The sequence below is a fragment of the Pseudomonas sp. MWU12-2020 genome (genome assembly GCF_023100605.1).
GTDB classification, from domain to species: domain Bacteria; phylum Pseudomonadota; class Gammaproteobacteria; order Pseudomonadales; family Pseudomonadaceae; genus Aquipseudomonas; species Aquipseudomonas fluorescens_H.
In genome coordinates this window covers 34,284-51,453 of sequence record NZ_JALMEX010000015.1, presented here as the reverse complement: position 1 = coordinate 51,453, position 17,170 = coordinate 34,284, and the positions used below count along the sequence as shown (strand labels likewise).

The window sequence follows — 17,170 nt, the reverse complement described above, 5'->3', positions numbered from 1 at the left end:
AAGAGGAAGGGTTAGCGCATGACAGACAACTATCAAAACTCCTCGAGCCACGAACTTTTCATCGCACAGCTCGTGTTCAAAAAACCAGTCCGGGTGGTGGTTAACGATGCGCTTCAGCGCCAGGTGCACTTTTCCGGCACCGGTTTCAAAAAGTCGAGGCGATTGCCTGGGCGAGCTGCATGTCGGTCATCAAAGGCGAGCCGTACGTCGAGCGGTAGTATCGAGACGCCTGCTCAATTGAGCGCCGCGGATCTCGCCATCTGAGCCAATGAATGCAAGAGCATCAGCCTTCGCAGGCTTGAAGTTTCTTGTCGCCAACTCAGACAGTCCAGTAGTTCCTGACAGGAGGAATGTTGGAGCCATCGTTATCATCATCATCGAGTTTTCGTACGAGCCCTTATCTTCCGCAAGGGCTTTGGTGCTGATCAGTGCGATAGTGATGATGCCGAAGGCTTTCCATGAGTTCATCTTGCAACCGCTTCCTTGCTGTCTAATGTGATGGCGCAAAGATAGCAGAGTAGGGCGTTTGCTAGAAACGAGAAGCCCGGCGCTGGGCGGGGCTTTCAGGAAAAAAAATTAGGAGCTCAACTGCGTTTTATTTGTGTAAGCGGAAATCGCAAATTGGGCGACGGACACGGGGAGCGCCTTTCTTACGGCTTGAGGAATATACAAGTGCCCGCATTCCGATGTCTGCTTCTGGCCGATAGCGCTCACTCGGGCGCCATCAAAACGGCCAAGGTCATCTTGATGAACTCCTCGTTCTAGTCGATCGTCCAGAGTGCGCCGTGCACGTTCTCGGCGACATCTGCCGATCCGCGCTGCTCGACCCAGTTGGACAGCTCCATGATGGCGGCTTCGAGGGCGAGTTGGTTTTCGTTGATCTTGAAGAGCAGAGAAGGGAGCAGGTCGGAGTTGGACATTTTGGTTTCCTTGGCGGCCAAGGAATGAGCGCAGCACCGTGTTACATGAAGAGTGTTTTAACGATTGGCACGGCGCCGGAGAGGGGAAAAATCGCTCGAGTTATGGAACGCGTCCACAAAAGATATGGAACACATACCGAAAGGCAGAAGTTTTCATAAACGCCAGAAACGACAAAGCCCTGAATAATCAGGGCTTTGTCGTATCAAATATGGCGGAGGCGATGGGATTCGAACTCATGGACCTGTTACAGTCGACGGTTTTCAAGACCGATATTCAAAGCCTCTAAATACGCGGATTCCAGAGAATTTTCGTTCCAATACTTTTATTTTTCGGCACCCCTGTAGACCGCATTCTACAAGGGGCGCGTTTTGAGTTTTGTAACGAGTTTTCGAGCTATTTCGAGGGCTTGGCAATAGCACCAATGCGGCGGTAGACACGCTCTGTAATGTCACCTTTGGTGTGACCCAGTAGCAGGCTCGCATCGGCCACGTCGATGATTTCCGATGCCGCTTTTGGCCGAATGTCGCGAAACTGGAAGCTCCCTATTTTCTCAGCCAGTAGCGTGTCACCCAATTCCTCAGCCTGCCTCTTGGCCTTCTCTCGGGCCTTGTCCCAGCGGTCGCGCAGCATCTTCGCGGTCATGCGCTTACCGCGCTCACTCACGATCAGATAACTGCAAATGTGCTGGGCATTGCGCTCAGCCATTGCTGTAATCAGCAGCCCCAAACTGTTCAACTCACCGCCGTCAGTCATCTGGATGCGCAGCTTCTTGTGCGTCTTGTTCTGCTGGACGGTGAGGTATCCGCCCTGGATATCATCGTCTCTCATGACCAGCACATCTGCCGGCCGCTGACCGGTCAGATAGGCCAAGTCCATCGCGTCTTTCAGCTCTTGAGCTGCCTTCCTGTAAACCGCCTCCCAAACCACGTCATTCGCGTAGTAATCCCTCGGTGTCTCTTTGTTTTTGCGTACGCCCTGACAAGGATTTTCCTTTGTCGTCAGGCCCCACTCCCGAGCAATGTTGAAAATATGGGAGAGGGTGGCTATTTCCCGGTTCGCCCGTACCTTTGCTGATCGGGCGTCGCGGTAACCAGCGATCGTCGCCGGCGTGATCGAGTCAATCGGTGCGCTATCGAACATCGTCCGTAGCTGCTTGATTTCCGCCAGGTTGTCCTTTTGCGTGCGCGGAGCTTTCTTCGGCACGATGTCGCGGATGTACCTATCGAAAATCCCCTTCATCGTGCGCAGGTCGAGTGGTTTTTCCTTGGCTTCCAGCTCTGCCCATTTGATTCTGGCCTGGTCCAGGTCTTTGCCCAGCGGTATCGCTTTTCCGGTGAGGTCCAGATAAAAATAGGAGATCCAGACCTTTCCGCTTTTCCGTGTTCGCGTCCACTGGTACATCCGGGGCGGCAAGTTGCGTGTGTCGGCCTTGCGAGGTCGCATATCAGTTCACTCGCGAATAATCAGGTGTCCATACCGGTGCAGCCGGCGGCGGGTTCGGATCGGCAATTGTCGGGCTGATCATGCCCAGCTTCATGCGGGCATACATCCGACCCACCAGTGGGCGCTTGCCGCGGCTTTCGACGAACACCCACTGGCGATCTATCAGCCAGCGGCGCTGGTAGGCCCGGGCCTTGTAGCCGGTGAGCTCGGCCAGCTCCTCGTCGGAGAGAATTTCAGTTTCCATTGTGATGCTCCATGCCGCGCGTGGCGGCAGAAGGTGTTAGGTGGTATTAATGGCAATCAGCTATCGGTCAATGCTGTTCACAAAAAATGAGTGTTCCCAAATGCAGGAGCGAAAAATGATCAGAATTAGCGGTGTGACTGGCCATAATATTGGTGGTGATGTGCTCAGAGTTGAGGCGCACAGTTCAACACCGCTAGACATTTCCAATATTCACGGCGAAAAAGTCGGGGGAAATGTCATAAACGTGATCTCTTCAAAAAAGCAAAAAATTGATACGTTAATCCGTGATCTGAAGCCTTTCTTGCTCACCCTATCGGAGGAACACAGGGTCTCTATGGAGTTGAGGCTTGACCGATTGGCTAGTGCTAAAGGTCCCAAGAGGCAAACGCGTCTTGATGAGCTTCAAGCGTTTGTCCTGTCTACGGGGAGCGCTGTTCTGGCAAACGTAATTTCGCCTTACTTTTCTTAATACGAAGCCCTTACAGCCGTGGCTCATCGCCACGGCCCCCTGTAGATCAGGTAGGCCATGTAGAGCGGGGCGAAGATCATGGCTGAACCCTCTTGAACTCGACGACCCAGACCCACGGGTTGGCGTCCCAGTCGCCGCCGGTGGAGTTCCACAACTTCTTCCACGCCGCCGGGTACCAGTCTCGGTAATTCGGTGAAACGTCATCGCTTGCCAGCTCCGGCGGACATTGCAGGCCTTCCGCCCGGATATCGGAGCGACTGATGTCCTGCAACCGCTCGACGCGGACGTCGGTGATCTCCAGCAGGATGCGGCTGGCTGCTCGCGGCATATGAATCGAAGGCTTCCATGATTCGGCATCGGTGAACTTCCCGCCGCCGATGCTGTTCGGGAACTCCCCGTCAGCGCGGTAGTAATAAACGCCTTCCGCGCCACCCGGGTTGGTGCGATTGAAAGTTTCACGGACGTACAGCCGGTCGCCTGGCTTGCCGTATGGGCACTTCGTGGAAAGGCTGTGACCCGAAATCACTGGGACGCTAGTCACTCCAGCACTCCAGCCTGCGCCGTAGACTTGCCACAGTTTTCCAGTCAGAACGGGCTGCACTTTCATTGCCCGCCGCGTGACCGTCTTCCGGCCTTCCAGAATGGCGCGCACCATCGGGGCCGAGAACAGGATCGGCCGTTCCTTGATTGCGGTCATGGTGTCACCTCACGGCATGCCCACCAGCAGACCGGTCCATCGTCGGTATCGTGGATTGCGAGGCAGAACCAGCCTTCGCCGTCGGGGCGGTCAGGCTCCCAGTAGCTGCAATTCGGATCGTGCGATTCGAAGTAGCGGTCGGCAATTGCTGGTTCAGCGGACTCCAGACTTACCATGGCCACGGTTAGGCCCTGCTCAGCGATCCAAGCTTTGCACTTGTCGCCGTCACCCTCGTCGAAGTTGGGCATATCGGGGTGCTGGAACATCCCGTTTTCATCCCGCTTTACCGGCCAGTGTTTGATCAGGCCTACGCGATCGACGCGCTCAATCTCTGCCAGCAGCAGTGCCGCCGCCTTCACAAGGTCGCGGCGCCGATCTGCACTCGGCTTGAACTCCCCAATCACACGGGGCCAGGCCGTACTCATGCTGCGCAGCTGCCCGGCGAGACTTGCATAGACGGATGCTGCTTCGGCAAGTTCGCCATTCACGTACTGGTCGTCGCGATACAGCGAGAAGCCCTCGTCAGATACTTGGCGCTGTCGCTCGGCGATGACATCGCGCGCCGCGCTGTTTAGGCGAATTTCATTTTCTTCAGGCATGACTTCGTCCTTGCCGCTATAGCGGCTGACTTTTAAGGGGAGGGAGTAGAGGTTTTGGCAGCTGCGGCTACTATCGATATGAATCGGTTATAGCGGTGGTCCAGATGCTCAACCAGACAGATAAGGTTGGACAGACGTTCAAGCGTGCGTTCTTCCGCGTCGACGGCGTGGCGATGTACTTCTTTTGGGCAGTTTGGATGGGGTTAGCAGTCTGGCAGCTATTTGATCCAAGTAAGCCAAAAGGCGTGTCTCTCATTTTTGTTGTGGGTGGCATGATGAACCCTTTTATTTTTCTCCTGTTCGGCGTGATGCGCACACCCGCTCCCTGGACTGCGTTACTTATCGTCGGGCTGAATGTTCGCTTCCTGATATTTGGCTGACTTTGAAGGGGGGGGGGAGTAATTTTTTGCGGGCGGAGTACAGATGTACTCTTGTCAGGCGGTGGCGGACTTTTCCGCTTTCTTCTGCTGACGAGCCCGGTGCCGCTCGTATGGCCCATCCGGCAGATCGGCGATTGCGTTGGCCGCCTTGATGAGCAGGTTGCCCAACTTCTCTTGCGCTTTCGGCACGAAGTGTTTGAAGCGTGAGCCGGCCGGGTAATAGGTGTCGTACGCCATGCGGCTGCACAGGGTCGAGGCCTCATCGAGGCCATTGCTGCGACCGTATGCGATCAGGCTCTCGCGCTCATTGGTCAGTTCATCAATTTGCTGATCCGCTGCGCTCAGGCGCTCCTGCAGGGCATCACGCTCGGCGGTGACCCGGTCGAAATCCGAGGCCATCACGTATACCGTCATCGACGGGTAAAGCTGCAAAATCTGGGGCGTGGCTTCCACCAGGTAACTGATGTGCCCGTAGCGCGTAACTTCGCTCATCCTGCAATCTCCATCGATACCAGATCATGAGCGTTCACGACCTTCATGCCGAGCTCGCGGGCAATGTGTACCTCAAGCCGGGCGCCTTTCGAGTTTTCCCAGCCAGGCAGCACCGCGACCTGACCGCACAGGCCGAGGCGAGTCAGGTCGTAGGCCATGTAGTCGGCCCAGTCCGCACCGTCGATGACGCCGTGCTCGGCGGGGTTCTCGACGACGTAGCCTCGGGCGCGCAGATCGGCGGCCATCTTGTTGAAAGCGGGGAAGTTGAAGTCTTCGAAGCCAGTCATCGGCCCGGCCAGGTAAAGGCGGTTGACGCGGGATGGTGCCAGAGTCACGCCCGGTGCAATCACTGCCCTGATCCGATCGACCGCACGATCAATTGGGGCCTGAATAAAGTCCGGGGGCGGCTCGTTCGCAGGGGGAACCAGCCGAGTGACGGATGCAATCATCCCGATCAGCGATTCGGTCACGATGGTGCGGAGGGTTTCTGTGAGCATGGGGCGTCCTATGCCGGGGCATGCCCGGGCGGTGGAGGGTGGTGAGGTCAGGCGGTGCCGAACAGCTCGAGCTGATCGGATTCTGCTTGCTGGTCTTGCTGGCGGTTCACTTCGTGGTCGATGCGTGCCCGGGCGATCGCCGCGTACTGCTCGTCGATCTCGCATCCGATGAACCGGAAGCCTTCGCGCATCGCGGCTTTGCCGGTGCTGCCGGAGCCCATGAACGGATCGAGCGCCAGGCCGCCAGCAGGGGTGACCAGGCGAAGGAGGTAGGCCATCAGGTCGGTGGGCTTGACCGTGGGGTGGTTGTTTCCCGTGGTCTCCGTGGTTTCCACCTTGCGCAGCGTGGTGCCTTGCTGGAACTGGGGGCCTGGGTTCAGCAGCCCTTCGTGGCGGTCCGTACGACTGGTCTTCGCACAGTAGAAGAAGCGGGCGGCGCTACCGCTGTCCAGCCGGCGTGCCCCAGGCTTCATCTGGAACCCAACGACACCCGAGTTCGCGCTGTCTGCGCTCGCCTCTGTGCCACGCCCGCGCTTCATGTTTCCGTAGCAGTTCTGACCGGCCCGCTGCGTATCGCTGGTACTGGCGGCTGCGAGTTGCCCAGGCGCATCTGGGAATGCGGCGATGACATCCGGGCTCCCGTCGTGAATCAGGTTTGCCGGCCACCGGCCGAGATCCGAAGCCTCGGCGGTCATCGGTAGTTTCCCCGACTTGCCCCCGACATAATTCCCGCCGCGCATATCAACCGTGGTCAGTCTGCTCCAGTTCTTTGCCAGGGCCTCTGCGTCGATGGCGCGCACGCGGCACCCGTCAATATTCAAAGCGCCAGTGCCGTGGGCCTGGACGTTTGCAGCAACCGTCCCGGGAAATGGTTTGCGCGCAACGGTGATTGGCTCCAGTGCAGGTTTCAGCGCTGTGCCCCAGCCTTCGTGCTCCCCCTCGAGATTGTGCGACTTCGGGAATCCGGAGCCGTACACCCAGGCGATCATGTCTCGGATTTCGAACCCGGCATCCTCGATGCGGACCGCCATGCGGTGCTGAGTGCGAGTGCCAGCGAAAGCCAGCAGGTGGCCGCCCGGCTTGAGTACTCGCAGGCATTCGGCCCAGACTTCAGTCGCCGGCACGTCGTAATCCCATTTCTTGCCCATAAAGGAAAGTCCGTACGGCGGGTCGGTGACCACGCTGTCGACGCTGCAGTCGGGCATCCGCCGCAGCAGCTCCAAGCAGTCGCCGATCAGGATCTGATAACTGTTCATCGCCACGGCCCCCTGTAGATCAGGTAGGCCATGTAGAGCGGGGCGGCTATCGGGATGAGAATGATCATGGCTGAACCCTCTTGAACTCGACGACCCAGACCCACGGGTTGGCATCCCAGTCGCCGCCTGTTGAGTTCCAAAGTTCTTTAAATGCGCTGGCTGCGGTAGTGCAGCCATTGCCGAAGAAACCCGCGGGATGACGCTCGATACCCTCGGCAATACACTGATCAGCGCTGATGTCCTTCAACCGCTCGACGCGGACTTCGGTGATCTCCAGCAGGATGCGGCATGCCCAGCGCGGCATGTGGATGGAAGGGCGTCCCCGGCCCTGTGTGGTCATGGAGCAGCCGGTTTGCCGAACTGAACCGTCTGCCGGGTAGAAGATCGGCTCGCCTTGGCTCAGGTCGCGCGGTGAAATCTCATCAACCTGAGCGTCTGCTGCCCAGGCCTCGCGCACCCATAGGCGATCGCCCTGCCGCCCATATGGGCAGCCGCCGTAAATGGCTAGCTCCGCTGCGCATTCCTCCTCAGTCGCGCCAAAGGCTGCGAAGCCCCAGTGCGGATGGTCTTGAACAACGGCCATCCATTGATGCTCGGGGAAATCGGACTTGCTCCGGCTGGGGATTTGATTCCCTTTGATCGGCCGGCGTGTGACCGTTTTTTGGTCGGACAAGATCGCGCGAACCATCGCGCCGCTGAAAAGGATGGGTCGCTCTTTGTGGAATGGTTCTGGTGCTGGTCGTGGCTTGTCCATTTTCGCCAGACACCGCTTGCAGCTGACAAAGTCTCGCTGGTGGGTGCCGTCCCACTCGACTTCGGATTCTTCATTCAGGCCGCAAGCCGAGAGCGCCCAGCGCTCGTTGTCCTGAGTGCACCCTGAGTCGATGATCTGGTGGTTTTTTCTGGGCATGAGTCGTCCTTGCCGCTATAGCGGCTGACTTTGAAGGGGGAGGGAGTTACTTGGTATTGAGGGCGGTTATTTCGTACATCAGGGCGCCAGCAGCTAACTCGGCGGCGGTGTGGTAATTCGCGCCGGCAATCAGATCCGTCTGTCGAGCTGCCTTCATTACGATCAAACTCAGAATCTTTTGGTCTGGCAGGGCCACCGCGACCGGCGCTGGCGGGGCGGTGAACAGCGCCTTGATTTCATGCTTGCCGCCGGAGTGATGCGCGGGCAATTCGCAGTCCATGTCGTGCGCAAGATCCTTGGCATCATCTTCAGTTGTTTGCAGATCGCTGAGGATTCCAAATTCAGGGCTTACAACGACCCACGCGAACGGCTCATCTCTTCCGCTCTCCAATTCTTCAACCCGCGCCTGTAGCTGGGCGATGGTGGATTGCAGGGCGGCGACTTCTGGCGGTGCGACGTAGAGCTTCGTACCCAAAGGGATCTCGAGCAAATCCGAGTTGTACCAATCGATAGTTTTTCCTGCTGGTTTGTCTTCATCAATCTCAATCCATGCCACCGGCTGGCGCTCGACGACAGGGGCATCCAGCAGGGCGCGCAGTTCTTGCGCTTCAGCATACCAATTGCCCTGTTTGAATCCTTCGAAAAGACGCTCAAGCAATTCCCGCGACACGCCGTCAATTGTTGGGTTATTGGTCATGGTCTTACCTCCGCAACAGCTTTCCCTAATTCGGTGATTACCCACTTTTCTTTTCGGTAGACACTTCCAGGAACCACCGACCATTCGATGTCCGCAAGCCCGCGATTCTTCAGCGCGTTCATTGTTTGGTTGGTGCAAGAGCCGAAGTAACCTAGCGGGCTTTTAATCAGGGTCTTCAGTTCAGATAGCTGTCGGTACGTCAGTTTCGATTGCGCCTTTAACAGATCGTCTTTATGCATGACTTTCCGCCCCGGGGTTGGGGTTGAGGGCGGCCGCCATGCGAGCGCGGTAGGCATCTGTAAATTTGAACGGGTTGTCAACCAAAGCCTGCATAAGGCTTGAGAGATCATCTACTCGTTGATCATTTGCGTTCAGGCGCTGCTGCAGGGCGTCACGCTCGGCGGTGACCCGGTCGAAGTCCATAGCCACAACCCATTCGCCGTCCGGTGCTTCGTACATCGACGACGTTTCGGCATGCGTCAGGGCTGCCGAGTACCGTTTTACTTCGCTCATCCTGCAATCTCCATCAATACCAGATCATGGGCATTCACAACCTTCATGCCGAGCTCCTTGCCGATGTGCACTTCCAGGCTGGCGCCGCGGGAATCCTGCCAGCCGGGCAGGGTGGCAACTGTGTCGCATTCCATCAGCGCGGTGATGTCACGGCGCATGCATTCGCTCCAGGTGCCTGGGTCAGGGTTGAGTTCGGCGGGGTTGATGACGCTGTGCCCAGCGGCGCGCAGGGTGGCGGCCGTGGAATGGAACAGCGGGAAATTCAGGTCCAGCATGTTGGTCATGGGACCGCTGAGGTAGATGCGCTTCATGCCGCGCGCTCCTGTTGGTAGAAGTCCCAAGCTGCCTTGTCGCCCTGGGCCACGTACCAGCTCAGGGTGCCGTCGCCTTCGTGATCACTTACCGATCCGCCATACTTGGAGCCAGGGAACTGAAATGTGGCCGACATTGAAATACGCGGCCACCCGATGCTCCACTCGGTAAATGTCAGATCAGGTCGCTCTGCCAGTACCTTTGCCTTGAAGGCCTCGCCCTTGGCGTTCGCGTCGGAGATCTTCTTGTCCCGCGCATCTTTGCAGCTCTGATCGCAGTAAGCGTGCCTGCCGTCGTAGACGATCGCGAGCGGATTGCCTTCGTCGTCTTCCTCGTCCTCGTAGAGCTGGTTTTCGCAGTTGTTGCAGTAAAACCACCAGCCCTGCTCGTGGTAGGCCTTGGCCGGGATGAACGGTTGGCCAGCGAACTGATCAGCCCACGGCGCGCGCCGACAGAACTCAACCTCTTCGAATGTCAGGTTCAACTCATTGCCACCTTCGCGCCGTGCCGTTGCGCTGTTGGTGGCGAAGGTGATCACGTGTTCACCTTCGGAGCCTTCACCGACGTGATAGGCCTTCATCTTTTCTGTGGGCATGGGGCGTCCTATGCCGGGGCATGCCCGGGCGGTGGAGGGGCGGGAGGTATACAAGCGATTTTGTCGTGACGGCAGGATGGGTCATCCAACGAGCCGGAGCACGACCGAATGAAACGACTGATCGCTGAAGTGATGTACCAGGTACTTATCGAGCTGCTGAGCCAGATCCTGATGCGCTTGGCGGACTGGCTAACGGCGTGGCCTTTGCTGTGACTACGCCGCGGCTTTCAGTGCCTCGATGATGCGCTGCCCGGCGAGTGGCGGTACCGCGTTGCCGGTCATGTGCATGGTCAACTTGTGGTTGTCCGGCCGGAGCGTGTCTTTCGGGAACGACTGCGCGGCCATGGCTTCGTCAGCGCTGATCATCCGCATCATGTCGCCGTCAACGACTGCCCAGCGATCCAGCGTGGTTATTGTGCCGATCGGGCGGTCAAGGCTGCGACCAGTGAGGCCCGAGCCTGAGCCGTAGTAGGGCATCACGAACCGATCACCGAAGCGCTCACGGCCATTCTTCACGCGAGTCAGCGTTGATGCTGCGCGGCCTGGCTTGTTGATCGGCGACCACTTGCCGGCATCGAAGTCGATAATGTCGCGGGCGGGCACGTGCTGATAGCGGGGGAGCTGCAGGTGCAAGGGTGCCTTGCTGCGCGAGCAGACCATGAACAGGCGAACGCGATGCTGCGGGACGCCGAGATCGGCGCAGTCCACGATGTGCGGGGCCAGTGCGTAGCCCAGTCTCTGCATTGCGTCAGCCCACGCCGGGTACAAAATCCAGTCCATGAATTCTGGTACGTTCTCGATCACCGCAAAGTCCGGCCGGTTTACCTCGGCGTTCTGTACCGGTGCCCAGGCCGTTGACCGCGAGTTGTCGTGCTGAGGGTTGCCGGCAGCCTTGCCGCGAGCCTTGGTGTGCCCTTGACAGCAGGGAGAGGCGAGCATCACGTCGTGCTTCGGCACGTCCGCCCAATTCGCCTGATGCAGATCCTGACAGGCGTGGATGGTATCCGGGTTGTTCCGCGTGTGCCATTCGACTGCCTCGGGCCAGTGGTTTGCTGCCCAGAGAACATTCAGACCGGCGTTGCGGCCGCCCCGGGTCCATCCGCCGAAGCCGGCGAACAAGTCGATTGCTGATTGCATAGGGGATCCTCGCCGGCTGGCGTGACTCGTAAAAGTGGGGTATTTGTGTTCGGCCCGGCGTGGGGCCGGCATTGAGGCTCGGGAGCTGCCTGTGAACAAATATCTCTATGGTAAAAAGCAGTATCTGAAGGATTGGATCGAAGGAAAGCAGGGCCTGCGACTGAGTGACATCGCTTACTACTCGATAATGGAAAACGATCAGATGCGAGACAATGAGCTCGCCAAGGAGTTTGTCTACGACAAGGAGCAAGTAACTTTCAGTGTTAACGGTCGCAAGCTAAATCCCCAAGATATGACCGCAAACCCGGTCATGACCCTAAGCCCGTCTCGCTGTTTTTGTGTTTGCCTTAGTGGCAAAAGAAATGACCCAGAGCTGTTTGAGCGATTCAAGGCTGATACCTGCATTGAGGTAGATGTGTTGCACCTTGTAGAAATACTGAAGGCTGCTTTTTCTATCCTTGAAGGAGTTGAAGTTATTCATCGAGACGTAAGCTACTACCCATCCATCATGGAAAGCCCTGTTCCAGATCTGATGTCTGTGCTGTTCTACAAGCGTGACATCTATAGCGTCGAAAATGAGTATCGAATTGCAGTAACAATTCCTGCTCACCGAAAGTATTTTCAAGACCAACACGGCGCGCGGATCGCAATATTCTCAGACGACCCGGGTGATATGAGGCATGTTTTTGTAAATGGCGTGACTGCGGACGTGAATACCAGCTACATCGTTTCAGTCGGGTCAAAAGGAGGGGCACACTAGGCAACTCAGTTCAAGCCTCAACGCCAGTCGCGGCGAACGCCTCAAGCTGCCGCGACCACTTTTCCTTAAGTACGATTTCTGGTCGCGACATGCTTGCGAAGCGCTCCGACTCTTCAGCCGGCGCCGCGGCCAAATTGATGATCAGCGTAGAAACCGTCTCCTGCCATTCCTCGAAGTCATGGCGCTCGCCAAGGATCAACAGAGCGTCATCGAGCGCTTTCGAAACAATCAGCGATCGCTTCTCGGCGCCGATCCGCTCGAGCAGCGCCTTCTCCTTGGCGCGCTTATCCTTCTGCAATTGCGCGTTGCTCTTGGCCATGGCCTACCTCTTCAATTCCGCTGACCGGCAAGTCCAGCCAGGTCTGTCGGCGGCGCGTGGCCGCCCGGTTGATGGTTCGTCTCACGCTGCAACCTTCACCTGATGCCAGGCGCCGGCGGCGTAGAACAGCTTCGCGGCTTGGGCTTCATCCATTGACACTTCGTCGGGGATGGCGATCCAGCCTGACGCTACCAAGTGGTTTGGGTTCGCGCTGTTGCGCAGCTCCAGGTAGTAATGCTCGATGGCATCAGTGAGGCTCTCTACCTTGTAGATACCCTCGGGCGAGATCTCGACCGACTTGATGTACTCGGCGCCGCGCTCATCGCGGCACATGGCGCCGATATAGATCGTCCAGCGGTAGGAGAAGTCGAAGATTGCGTTTGCGATCGCCAGACTGCGGATCTGCTTGCAGCTCTTCCAGTTCGCCATGATCTGGCTGCCGCTGGGGTCGATGTTCACCACCGCGACGTGGTTGGTGCGCAGCAGCGCCCGGCAACTGCGTTCTGCCCGGGCGAAACCGTTGTTGGGTTTGCGTTTCGACTTCATATCGAGTCCGCCATTTTGCGAAGAGCCCTGCGGTCGGCGGCCGGTATCGGCTTCGGGCGCCGTTTGAGGACCGTTTCAGGGTCTATTTTGTTCGAGCGGGGCGGTGGCAGCGGATTGCGCGGCGGGCTTTTCAGTTTGTCGATCCGCCCGCCGGCTGCCAGGAACTGGGCGATCTGGTCATTGATGGCTTCCGCGTTCTGCCGCTGTTGCTCGATCAGGTTGAGGTGGTTGCTGATCATGCTGGCCTCACTTGATCCGGATCGAGCTTTCGCCGCGCTCCAAATGCGCGTAGGCAGGTTCTTCGATCAGTTCGTGTTCTGCGTCTTCGCCGGCGGCCATGCGCTTTCGCACGGCTTCGTTGTGCTCGCGAATTTCCTTGAGCTTGGCGGCGATCGCGTTCTTGTCCGGGGCAATGCTAGTTTTCACGGATGTCAGTTCGTCGGGCACCGCGTCCTCGTTGTCGACGATGACCTTCTCCTTGCCCATGGCCAAGGTGATGGTGAACAGCGGGCGCTTGATCGACTTGAGGTTTGCCGCTTCCATGTTCCGGCGCAGGTAATCGCTGATCTGCGCAACGCTGTTGGACTTGATGCGCTTGAGCTCGGTCAGTCGCTCAATCTCAGATTCGATGGCGGTCACGTCGCTTTCAATGTTGCGACGCAGCATGACGATGTTGTCGGCCTTCACCTCAAACTCGCCTTGGATCTCGTCCATTGCGTGCTGCAGGGCTTCTTTCAGGCCCTCGTCGTCGGTGTCTGCCATTCCCTGAAGTTCGGCGAGTTTGCCGGTCAGTGCGTATAGCTGGGTCATGCTGCATTCTCCTTGCCAGGCTCGAGGGCCGCTTTGCGCTCTTCAAAAGCGCGAGTGATTCGGGCGATGAATGTCGGCTCGTTGCGGCGGGTCGCCTCGCGGATGTATTTCACGTTCAGCATCTTCAGTTCGTGGGCGGTGACGGCCTTGCCCATCGTTTCCACCGCAGAATTCAGCCAGTCCAGTCGCTCCTGCTTCTGACGAAGGATCTCGGCATCCTTGTCCACTGCCTGCTCGATCGCCTGTTCTTCCTTAAGCTGCTCGACGTAGGTCTCATCATCGAACAATCCAAGGAACACATCCGCGCTGAACCCAAGCATGGAAAGTGCTTTCTTGATTGCGTCAGTCAGCGACTTCTTCGGCGCCTCGCCATCGGTGGTCATGCCATAGCTGGTCTTGTACTGGTACCGAGTGCAGCCGTATTGCTCGATCTCGCCGCGCTGGCCGTCCTGCATGAACCAGAGAGCAATTTTCAGCGTGTGCCCGATCTCGCGACCGATGCAGGTACGCTTATCGCCTTCGCCGGTAAAGATTTCATGGCCGTCATCAAACCGTTCTTCGATGATTTTCCAACCCCAGCCGATGCCAACCGGGCCGAACAGCTCGGTGGCCTTCATAACCATCGCGGTGCCGCTCAGGCTGGTGATGTCCTGGCCGTTCACCTTGGCTTTTTTGGTGAACCGGGTGTCTGTCTTCTCGACCTGGGACCAAATCTGCATGTTTTTATCGGACATGACTGTTCTCCGCGCCACCGGAGAGGGGCGCTGTGGAAGGGTTATTCGGTGGCTTGGGCGATAATTGCCCGGGTGTCTCGAAGCAATTCAGCCTTTTCGCTTTCGTAACGATCTGGATGCCACTGCGCATCGAGTGCCGCCCAGCGCTTTGCAATGCTCAGAAGGTCGGGCGCGGCAGCTATCAGCTTGGCGTCAGCCTCTTCATAGACCCAGTCGACTACCTGCTCCTGGTCGTCGTTGAAGTCGATTGCGAAAGCGCGCTGCCCTGGAACGTTCGAATGCGAGATCTCTCGGACGGTCCATGGTGCTGGCGTATGTTCTTTTGCGGACACGGGGTATTCCTTGGCCGCGACGTGCGCAGCGCTTGAAGTTGAAAGTCAGGAGGTGATGCGATCGGCGAGGGCGCTGAGCAGCATCAGGAAGGTGAAAACGCCGAGGGAGGAGAACGCGCCGCGCCAGATGATCAGACGGCGCGCCCATTGGCGGCTGGTCACTGGAACACCTTGTAGGTGGTCGATTTTGGGACTTGGCAGGTGCCGGGCTCGCTATTGACGACCTTGAGGGTGCCTGCGCCGACCACCAGAACCACGACGAGAATCCAGTAGACGAGATTCATGGCCTAGCCCTCACAGCGATGCGTCCGCCTTTCATGGTCACCGACAGTCGCTGCGGGAGGTTGTCGACTAGATCCTCGCGCTTGCGGCCGATGACCTCATTGAAGGGGAGGCCGAAACCCAGGACGGCGATCTTGCGCTCGATGTCTGCCAGTTGCTCATCAACCAGCGTTGTCACGATAGGCGTGGTCATGCTGCCAGCTCCTTGCGCTGCCGACTGATCTTCAGCAGGCGGGCGCTGTAGTGTTTGAATTCTTCTGCGGTGATGGCGTTGGCCGTGAAGTGCTGGATGATCAGCCCCTCGGCCAGGGCTTCGTCGATCTGGCGGGCGCCGGCGTGTTCAGCAGCCTCCAGAGCCTTATCGATGGCGATGTGAGCGCTCATATGTCGCTGTCCACATCGTCCTCGGCCGCTTCGCGCTCAGCAGCAACAGCATCGGCGGCGTGAGGGCGGAGGAAGTTGGCGGCGATCGCCTCCAGTTGGGTGACCGGGCTGTTACTGCCCAACAGGTGCTTGGCGTGTGTCAGCGCCTCGGCTTGGCTGCCAACCACGACAGCCAGCACCAGGTTGGCGAACGAATCACGATCATCCAGCCCGTCGATCTGCCGCTGATTCAGGTGGTGCTGCAGGTGTTCGGCGTACTCCGCTGAGGTCACCTTCCGCACCGGGCCAAACCGGCGCTTCCATTCCACATCCGAGCCGCACACCAGTTGTTCAGCGGCGCTTTCCAGCCATTCCCGATCCTCGTCCGACTCGCTCACCGCCGGAGGCAACTGAGCGTCGAAGTTGGCCTGGCAGAGTTTCAGTGCTGCGTTCATGGGTGCCTCCAGATCGGCGGGTCAGTCGGTGGGCGAAGTGATGAAGGGCTGCCAGTGCGTGACGCGATGCTCGAACCGAGACCCGTCCGGGTAGCGCCAGTCGATGCCGTTCCAGTAGAGGAAGCGCGATCCGTTCGCAAATCGCTGCGCCTGCTTGGCTGGCGTGTAGGCGATGACGTGGTGCTTGCCGCCACCTTTTGGCAGGTCCGGCAATCGATTACTGCATTTGATCCAGCCGCTCATGGCGACCTCCAGTGTTTGGGGTTAGGCGGTGGCGGGGACGGCTTCACGAAAGCGCGAAGGACTCCAGTCGCAAGACTCGTCGGCCGGGATATGGCCGAACATCAGCGTGCAGCGACGGCAGTGCACGCAGTCGCCGCAGGTCTTGCCCTCGGGCAGGTTCATCTGATCGGCGTTGTCCGCCGACCGTGGATACGGCGCTCGTTGCTCGACCATGATTTGCTCCATGTGGTTTATCCAACAAAACCCGGATGCACTCGTTCGCTCCGCTGGTTGCCGTTGGGCGCGGAGGAGAGTGCATTCGGGTGGTGTCGGGGGAGGGTGGCCCGGTCTCGCTACTGGCGACAGACCGGGTTTGCATCATCAAATTGTCGACGTGCGTAAGGGTGGCCTACCTCATTCGGCCGATGCGCGGTGACATCGATGGCCTACTGTCCGCTGCCTGTATGAGTGATGGGCGCCGGCCTTCAGGCTTGCCGCGCCGCGCGAGGTGGATCAGGTCATCTATTTCATGATGGTCATCCTCCAATGCGCGCCGTTGGCATCTTGGCGGGCGCTCGCCGTTCTCAGTTGGTGCTGCATGCAGGTGGGCGGTTATAGGCCGCAGTTTCGTCCGCATCGGGGTGTGATCTGGCGGTTCCGTCTCATCTTCGGCAGTAGCAAGCCGCCGATTTGCAACCACGTCGCCGCGCTTAGATGCTTCGTCACAGATCACACCCCGATGCGCTCTCATAGAGAGGATCGGGCAGTTGTAAACTCAGGGTTTACAACTCAGCCGGCGCCCACTGTTTGGCGAGGACTTCATCCAGAAGAATCTCGATCTGGCTGATAGCGCTGTTGTAGGCGCGCTCCCATTCCTTTGGCGCGGTACGTCGCGCCTCCTTGATGCGCTTTATTCCTTCACGCAGAGCCTTTTCCGAGATCTCCCGGCGCTCCTTGCGGCGGCGCGCTTTCGTGTAGCGCTGCTGCACTGGCGCATCCTTGCCGAGTATCTGACTGATCCGAGAAGGCGCTTTGGCTGCCGCTGCGCTTTCCTTGAGGGCCTCTTCGAGACTTGGCCCTTTTCCGACTCTTGCCAGAATCCTGTCAGCTGCGCTCAATTCGCTGTTGCTTTCCATCTACTCACCTCGAACAGTCAAGTCTGACTTGTCGGTTGATTTCCCGTCT

At 58.4% G+C, this 17,170-nt stretch carries 32 protein-coding genes; 3 read left to right on the top strand and 29 right to left on the bottom strand.

What is annotated here, in order from left to right:
- Positions 1 to 189 precede the first annotated feature (189 nt).
- The 4 genes from M0814_RS25815 to M0814_RS25800 all read right to left on the bottom strand — a co-directional run bounded on the left by M0814_RS25815 (position 190) and on the right by M0814_RS25800 (position 2,608).
- Positions 190 to 468 (bottom strand): DUF2388 domain-containing protein, encoded by a 279-nt coding sequence (locus tag M0814_RS25815; RefSeq protein ID WP_347359909.1) that lies wholly within the window; start codon positions 466 to 468, stop codon positions 190 to 192.
- A gap of 293 nt (positions 469 to 761) precedes the next feature.
- The gene (locus M0814_RS25810; protein WP_177434778.1) at positions 762 to 920 is read right to left on the bottom strand and encodes a hypothetical protein; all 159 of its coding nucleotides are present in this window, start codon (positions 918 to 920) and stop codon (positions 762 to 764) included.
- A gap of 394 nt (positions 921 to 1,314) precedes the next feature.
- Positions 1,315 to 2,364 carry a tyrosine-type recombinase/integrase gene (locus M0814_RS25805; protein WP_103486547.1) on the bottom strand — a complete coding sequence of 350 codons (1,050 nt, stop codon included), beginning with the start codon at positions 2,362 to 2,364 and terminating at the stop codon, positions 1,315 to 1,317.
- A gap of 1 nt (position 2,365) precedes the next feature.
- The gene (locus tag M0814_RS25800) at positions 2,366 to 2,608 is read right to left on the bottom strand and encodes a DUF4224 domain-containing protein (protein WP_095135434.1); all 243 of its coding nucleotides are present in this window, start codon (positions 2,606 to 2,608) and stop codon (positions 2,366 to 2,368) included.
- A 49-nt stretch (positions 2,609 to 2,657) separates the two neighbouring features.
- Between M0814_RS25800 and M0814_RS25795 the strand changes: the two genes are divergently transcribed.
- Entirely contained in the window at positions 2,658 to 3,077 is a 420-nt protein-coding gene (locus tag M0814_RS25795) for a hypothetical protein (protein ID WP_146774723.1), read from the top strand.
- A gap of 76 nt (positions 3,078 to 3,153) precedes the next feature.
- Here M0814_RS25795 and M0814_RS25790 read toward each other — a convergent pair whose 3' ends face one another.
- Entirely contained in the window at positions 3,154 to 3,774 is a 621-nt protein-coding gene (locus M0814_RS25790; protein ID WP_112997860.1) for a hypothetical protein, read from the bottom strand.
- On the bottom strand, positions 3,771 to 4,040 hold the full coding sequence (locus M0814_RS25785) for a hypothetical protein (RefSeq protein WP_103486632.1): 270 nt from the start codon (positions 4,038 to 4,040) through the stop codon (positions 3,771 to 3,773). Before M0814_RS25785 ends, M0814_RS25790 begins: the two co-directional genes overlap by 4 nt.
- 437 nt (positions 4,041 to 4,477) lie before the next feature.
- On the opposite strand from M0814_RS25785, the gene M0814_RS25780 reads away from it, so the two are divergent.
- Positions 4,478 to 4,753 carry a hypothetical protein gene (locus M0814_RS25780; protein WP_103486630.1) on the top strand — a complete coding sequence of 92 codons (276 nt, stop codon included), beginning with the start codon at positions 4,478 to 4,480 and terminating at the stop codon, positions 4,751 to 4,753.
- A 54-nt stretch (positions 4,754 to 4,807) separates the two neighbouring features.
- Here the strand turns inward: M0814_RS25780 and M0814_RS25775 are convergent, their stop codons facing one another.
- The 10 genes from M0814_RS25775 to M0814_RS25730 form a co-directional block, all read right to left on the bottom strand.
- Positions 4,808 to 5,245: a hypothetical protein gene (locus M0814_RS25775; RefSeq protein ID WP_103486629.1), complete on the bottom strand. Its 438-nt coding sequence runs from the start codon at positions 5,243 to 5,245 to the stop codon at positions 4,808 to 4,810.
- Positions 5,242 to 5,742 (bottom strand): DUF4406 domain-containing protein, encoded by a 501-nt coding sequence (locus tag M0814_RS25770; RefSeq protein ID WP_247868533.1) that lies wholly within the window; start codon positions 5,740 to 5,742, stop codon positions 5,242 to 5,244. Before M0814_RS25770 ends, M0814_RS25775 begins: the two co-directional genes overlap by 4 nt.
- Positions 5,743 to 5,789: 47 nt before the next feature.
- The gene (locus M0814_RS25765; protein WP_103486628.1) at positions 5,790 to 6,998 is read right to left on the bottom strand and encodes a site-specific DNA-methyltransferase; all 1,209 of its coding nucleotides are present in this window, start codon (positions 6,996 to 6,998) and stop codon (positions 5,790 to 5,792) included.
- Positions 6,999 to 7,062: 64 nt separating this feature from the next.
- On the bottom strand, positions 7,063 to 7,908 hold the full coding sequence (locus tag M0814_RS25760) for a hypothetical protein (protein ID WP_103486627.1): 846 nt from the start codon (positions 7,906 to 7,908) through the stop codon (positions 7,063 to 7,065).
- Positions 7,909 to 7,954: 46 nt separating this feature from the next.
- Positions 7,955 to 8,605: a hypothetical protein gene (locus M0814_RS25755; protein WP_103486626.1), complete on the bottom strand. Its 651-nt coding sequence runs from the start codon at positions 8,603 to 8,605 to the stop codon at positions 7,955 to 7,957.
- The gene (locus tag M0814_RS25750) at positions 8,602 to 8,844 is read right to left on the bottom strand and encodes a hypothetical protein (RefSeq protein ID WP_103486625.1); all 243 of its coding nucleotides are present in this window, start codon (positions 8,842 to 8,844) and stop codon (positions 8,602 to 8,604) included. Before M0814_RS25750 ends, M0814_RS25755 begins: the two co-directional genes overlap by 4 nt.
- The gene (locus tag M0814_RS25745) at positions 8,837 to 9,118 is read right to left on the bottom strand and encodes a hypothetical protein (protein ID WP_103486624.1); all 282 of its coding nucleotides are present in this window, start codon (positions 9,116 to 9,118) and stop codon (positions 8,837 to 8,839) included. The genes M0814_RS25750 and M0814_RS25745 overlap by 8 nt, the downstream gene beginning before the upstream one ends.
- Positions 9,115 to 9,429 (bottom strand): DUF4406 domain-containing protein, encoded by a 315-nt coding sequence (locus tag M0814_RS25740; protein WP_103486623.1) that lies wholly within the window; start codon positions 9,427 to 9,429, stop codon positions 9,115 to 9,117. The genes M0814_RS25745 and M0814_RS25740 overlap by 4 nt, the downstream gene beginning before the upstream one ends.
- Complete coding sequence (locus tag M0814_RS25735) at positions 9,426 to 10,025, bottom strand: hypothetical protein (RefSeq protein WP_103486622.1); 600 nt, start codon at positions 10,023 to 10,025, stop codon at positions 9,426 to 9,428. The genes M0814_RS25740 and M0814_RS25735 overlap by 4 nt, the downstream gene beginning before the upstream one ends.
- Positions 10,026 to 10,238: 213 nt before the next feature.
- On the bottom strand, positions 10,239 to 11,162 hold the full coding sequence (locus M0814_RS25730; protein ID WP_112997861.1) for a DNA cytosine methyltransferase: 924 nt from the start codon (positions 11,160 to 11,162) through the stop codon (positions 10,239 to 10,241).
- Between the two features lie 91 nt (positions 11,163 to 11,253).
- Between M0814_RS25730 and M0814_RS25725 the strand changes: the two genes are divergently transcribed.
- Positions 11,254 to 11,922: a hypothetical protein gene (locus M0814_RS25725; protein ID WP_103486106.1), complete on the top strand. Its 669-nt coding sequence runs from the start codon at positions 11,254 to 11,256 to the stop codon at positions 11,920 to 11,922.
- Positions 11,923 to 11,932: 10 nt separating this feature from the next.
- Here the strand turns inward: M0814_RS25725 and M0814_RS25720 are convergent, their stop codons facing one another.
- The 13 genes from M0814_RS25720 to M0814_RS25665 all read right to left on the bottom strand — a co-directional run bounded on the left by M0814_RS25720 (position 11,933) and on the right by M0814_RS25665 (position 17,121).
- Positions 11,933 to 12,241, bottom strand: a complete 309-nt coding sequence (locus M0814_RS25720; protein ID WP_103486105.1) for a hypothetical protein — start codon at positions 12,239 to 12,241, stop codon at positions 11,933 to 11,935.
- Positions 12,242 to 12,322: 81 nt separating this feature from the next.
- Positions 12,323 to 12,787 carry a hypothetical protein gene (locus tag M0814_RS25715; RefSeq protein WP_112997862.1) on the bottom strand — a complete coding sequence of 155 codons (465 nt, stop codon included), beginning with the start codon at positions 12,785 to 12,787 and terminating at the stop codon, positions 12,323 to 12,325.
- Positions 12,784 to 13,026 (bottom strand): hypothetical protein, encoded by a 243-nt coding sequence (locus tag M0814_RS25710; protein WP_103486730.1) that lies wholly within the window; start codon positions 13,024 to 13,026, stop codon positions 12,784 to 12,786. Before M0814_RS25710 ends, M0814_RS25715 begins: the two co-directional genes overlap by 4 nt.
- A gap of 7 nt (positions 13,027 to 13,033) precedes the next feature.
- Positions 13,034 to 13,597 (bottom strand): siphovirus Gp157 family protein, encoded by a 564-nt coding sequence (locus M0814_RS25705; protein ID WP_103486727.1) that lies wholly within the window; start codon positions 13,595 to 13,597, stop codon positions 13,034 to 13,036.
- A complete protein-coding gene (locus M0814_RS25700; RefSeq protein WP_103486726.1) occupies positions 13,594 to 14,331 on the bottom strand; it encodes a hypothetical protein in 738 nt (245 codons plus the stop codon). Before M0814_RS25700 ends, M0814_RS25705 begins: the two co-directional genes overlap by 4 nt.
- A 41-nt stretch (positions 14,332 to 14,372) precedes the next feature.
- Complete coding sequence (locus M0814_RS25695; RefSeq protein ID WP_103486725.1) at positions 14,373 to 14,663, bottom strand: hypothetical protein; 291 nt, start codon at positions 14,661 to 14,663, stop codon at positions 14,373 to 14,375.
- 158 nt (positions 14,664 to 14,821) lie between these two features.
- A complete protein-coding gene (locus M0814_RS29110; protein WP_256617475.1) occupies positions 14,822 to 14,947 on the bottom strand; it encodes a hypothetical protein in 126 nt (41 codons plus the stop codon).
- The gene (locus tag M0814_RS25690) at positions 14,944 to 15,138 is read right to left on the bottom strand and encodes a hypothetical protein (RefSeq protein WP_103486728.1); all 195 of its coding nucleotides are present in this window, start codon (positions 15,136 to 15,138) and stop codon (positions 14,944 to 14,946) included. The genes M0814_RS29110 and M0814_RS25690 overlap by 4 nt, the downstream gene beginning before the upstream one ends.
- Positions 15,135 to 15,329: a hypothetical protein gene (locus M0814_RS25685; RefSeq protein WP_112997863.1), complete on the bottom strand. Its 195-nt coding sequence runs from the start codon at positions 15,327 to 15,329 to the stop codon at positions 15,135 to 15,137. The genes M0814_RS25690 and M0814_RS25685 overlap by 4 nt, the downstream gene beginning before the upstream one ends.
- Positions 15,326 to 15,763 (bottom strand): hypothetical protein, encoded by a 438-nt coding sequence (locus M0814_RS25680; protein ID WP_112997864.1) that lies wholly within the window; start codon positions 15,761 to 15,763, stop codon positions 15,326 to 15,328. The genes M0814_RS25685 and M0814_RS25680 overlap by 4 nt, the downstream gene beginning before the upstream one ends.
- Before the next feature lie 21 nt (positions 15,764 to 15,784).
- Positions 15,785 to 16,006, bottom strand: coding sequence for a DUF551 domain-containing protein (locus M0814_RS25675; RefSeq protein ID WP_103486608.1), 222 nt, complete (start codon positions 16,004 to 16,006; stop codon positions 15,785 to 15,787).
- 21 nt (positions 16,007 to 16,027) lie between these two features.
- Positions 16,028 to 16,219 (bottom strand): hypothetical protein, encoded by a 192-nt coding sequence (locus M0814_RS25670; protein ID WP_103486609.1) that lies wholly within the window; start codon positions 16,217 to 16,219, stop codon positions 16,028 to 16,030.
- A gap of 548 nt (positions 16,220 to 16,767) precedes the next feature.
- A complete protein-coding gene (locus M0814_RS25665) occupies positions 16,768 to 17,121 on the bottom strand; it encodes a hypothetical protein (protein ID WP_103486737.1) in 354 nt (117 codons plus the stop codon).
- Positions 17,122 to 17,170: the final 49 nt, after the last annotated feature.

Bases quoted from the DNA above. Each gene is read 5' to 3' on its own strand.
- M0814_RS25735 (WP_103486622.1), bottom strand. From the start codon at position 10,025: ATGCCCACAGAAAAGATGAAGGCCTATCACGTCGGTGAAGGCTCCGAA.
- M0814_RS25750 (WP_103486625.1), bottom strand. From the start codon at position 8,844: ATGCATAAAGACGATCTGTTAAAGGCGCAATCGAAACTGACGTACCGA.
- M0814_RS25760 (WP_103486627.1), bottom strand. From the start codon at position 7,908: ATGCCCAGAAAAAACCACCAGATCATCGACTCAGGGTGCACTCAGGAC.
- M0814_RS25710 (WP_103486730.1), bottom strand. From the start codon at position 13,026: ATGATCAGCAACCACCTCAACCTGATCGAGCAACAGCGGCAGAACGCG.
- M0814_RS25700 (WP_103486726.1), bottom strand. From the start codon at position 14,331: ATGTCCGATAAAAACATGCAGATTTGGTCCCAGGTCGAGAAGACAGAC.
- M0814_RS25755 (WP_103486626.1), bottom strand. From the start codon at position 8,605: ATGACCAATAACCCAACAATTGACGGCGTGTCGCGGGAATTGCTTGAG.
- M0814_RS25790 (WP_112997860.1), bottom strand. From the start codon at position 3,774: ATGACCGCAATCAAGGAACGGCCGATCCTGTTCTCGGCCCCGATGGTG.
- M0814_RS25795 (WP_146774723.1), top strand. From the start codon at position 2,658: ATGGCAATCAGCTATCGGTCAATGCTGTTCACAAAAAATGAGTGTTCC.
- M0814_RS25715 (WP_112997862.1), bottom strand. From the start codon at position 12,787: ATGAAGTCGAAACGCAAACCCAACAACGGTTTCGCCCGGGCAGAACGC.
- M0814_RS25685 (WP_112997863.1), bottom strand. From the start codon at position 15,329: ATGAGCGCTCACATCGCCATCGATAAGGCTCTGGAGGCTGCTGAACAC.
- M0814_RS25680 (WP_112997864.1), bottom strand. From the start codon at position 15,763: ATGAACGCAGCACTGAAACTCTGCCAGGCCAACTTCGACGCTCAGTTG.
- M0814_RS25775 (WP_103486629.1), bottom strand. From the start codon at position 5,245: ATGAGCGAAGTTACGCGCTACGGGCACATCAGTTACCTGGTGGAAGCC.
- M0814_RS25670 (WP_103486609.1), bottom strand. From the start codon at position 16,219: ATGGTCGAGCAACGAGCGCCGTATCCACGGTCGGCGGACAACGCCGAT.
- M0814_RS25690 (WP_103486728.1), bottom strand. From the start codon at position 15,138: ATGACCACGCCTATCGTGACAACGCTGGTTGATGAGCAACTGGCAGAC.
- M0814_RS25805 (WP_103486547.1), bottom strand. From the start codon at position 2,364: ATGCGACCTCGCAAGGCCGACACACGCAACTTGCCGCCCCGGATGTAC.
- M0814_RS29110 (WP_256617475.1), bottom strand. From the start codon at position 14,947: ATGAATCTCGTCTACTGGATTCTCGTCGTGGTTCTGGTGGTCGGCGCA.
- M0814_RS25815 (WP_347359909.1), bottom strand. From the start codon at position 468: ATGAACTCATGGAAAGCCTTCGGCATCATCACTATCGCACTGATCAGC.
- M0814_RS25730 (WP_112997861.1), bottom strand. From the start codon at position 11,162: ATGCAATCAGCAATCGACTTGTTCGCCGGCTTCGGCGGATGGACCCGG.
- M0814_RS25765 (WP_103486628.1), bottom strand. From the start codon at position 6,998: ATGAACAGTTATCAGATCCTGATCGGCGACTGCTTGGAGCTGCTGCGG.
- M0814_RS25720 (WP_103486105.1), bottom strand. From the start codon at position 12,241: ATGGCCAAGAGCAACGCGCAATTGCAGAAGGATAAGCGCGCCAAGGAG.
- M0814_RS25800 (WP_095135434.1), bottom strand. From the start codon at position 2,608: ATGGAAACTGAAATTCTCTCCGACGAGGAGCTGGCCGAGCTCACCGGC.
- M0814_RS25785 (WP_103486632.1), bottom strand. From the start codon at position 4,040: ATGTTCCAGCACCCCGATATGCCCAACTTCGACGAGGGTGACGGCGAC.
- M0814_RS25780 (WP_103486630.1), top strand. From the start codon at position 4,478: ATGCTCAACCAGACAGATAAGGTTGGACAGACGTTCAAGCGTGCGTTC.
- M0814_RS25665 (WP_103486737.1), bottom strand. From the start codon at position 17,121: ATGGAAAGCAACAGCGAATTGAGCGCAGCTGACAGGATTCTGGCAAGA.
- M0814_RS25675 (WP_103486608.1), bottom strand. From the start codon at position 16,006: ATGAGCGGCTGGATCAAATGCAGTAATCGATTGCCGGACCTGCCAAAA.
- M0814_RS25810 (WP_177434778.1), bottom strand. From the start codon at position 920: ATGTCCAACTCCGACCTGCTCCCTTCTCTGCTCTTCAAGATCAACGAA.
- M0814_RS25740 (WP_103486623.1), bottom strand. From the start codon at position 9,429: ATGAAGCGCATCTACCTCAGCGGTCCCATGACCAACATGCTGGACCTG.
- M0814_RS25745 (WP_103486624.1), bottom strand. From the start codon at position 9,118: ATGAGCGAAGTAAAACGGTACTCGGCAGCCCTGACGCATGCCGAAACG.
- M0814_RS25705 (WP_103486727.1), bottom strand. From the start codon at position 13,597: ATGACCCAGCTATACGCACTGACCGGCAAACTCGCCGAACTTCAGGGA.
- M0814_RS25770 (WP_247868533.1), bottom strand. From the start codon at position 5,742: ATGCTCACAGAAACCCTCCGCACCATCGTGACCGAATCGCTGATCGGG.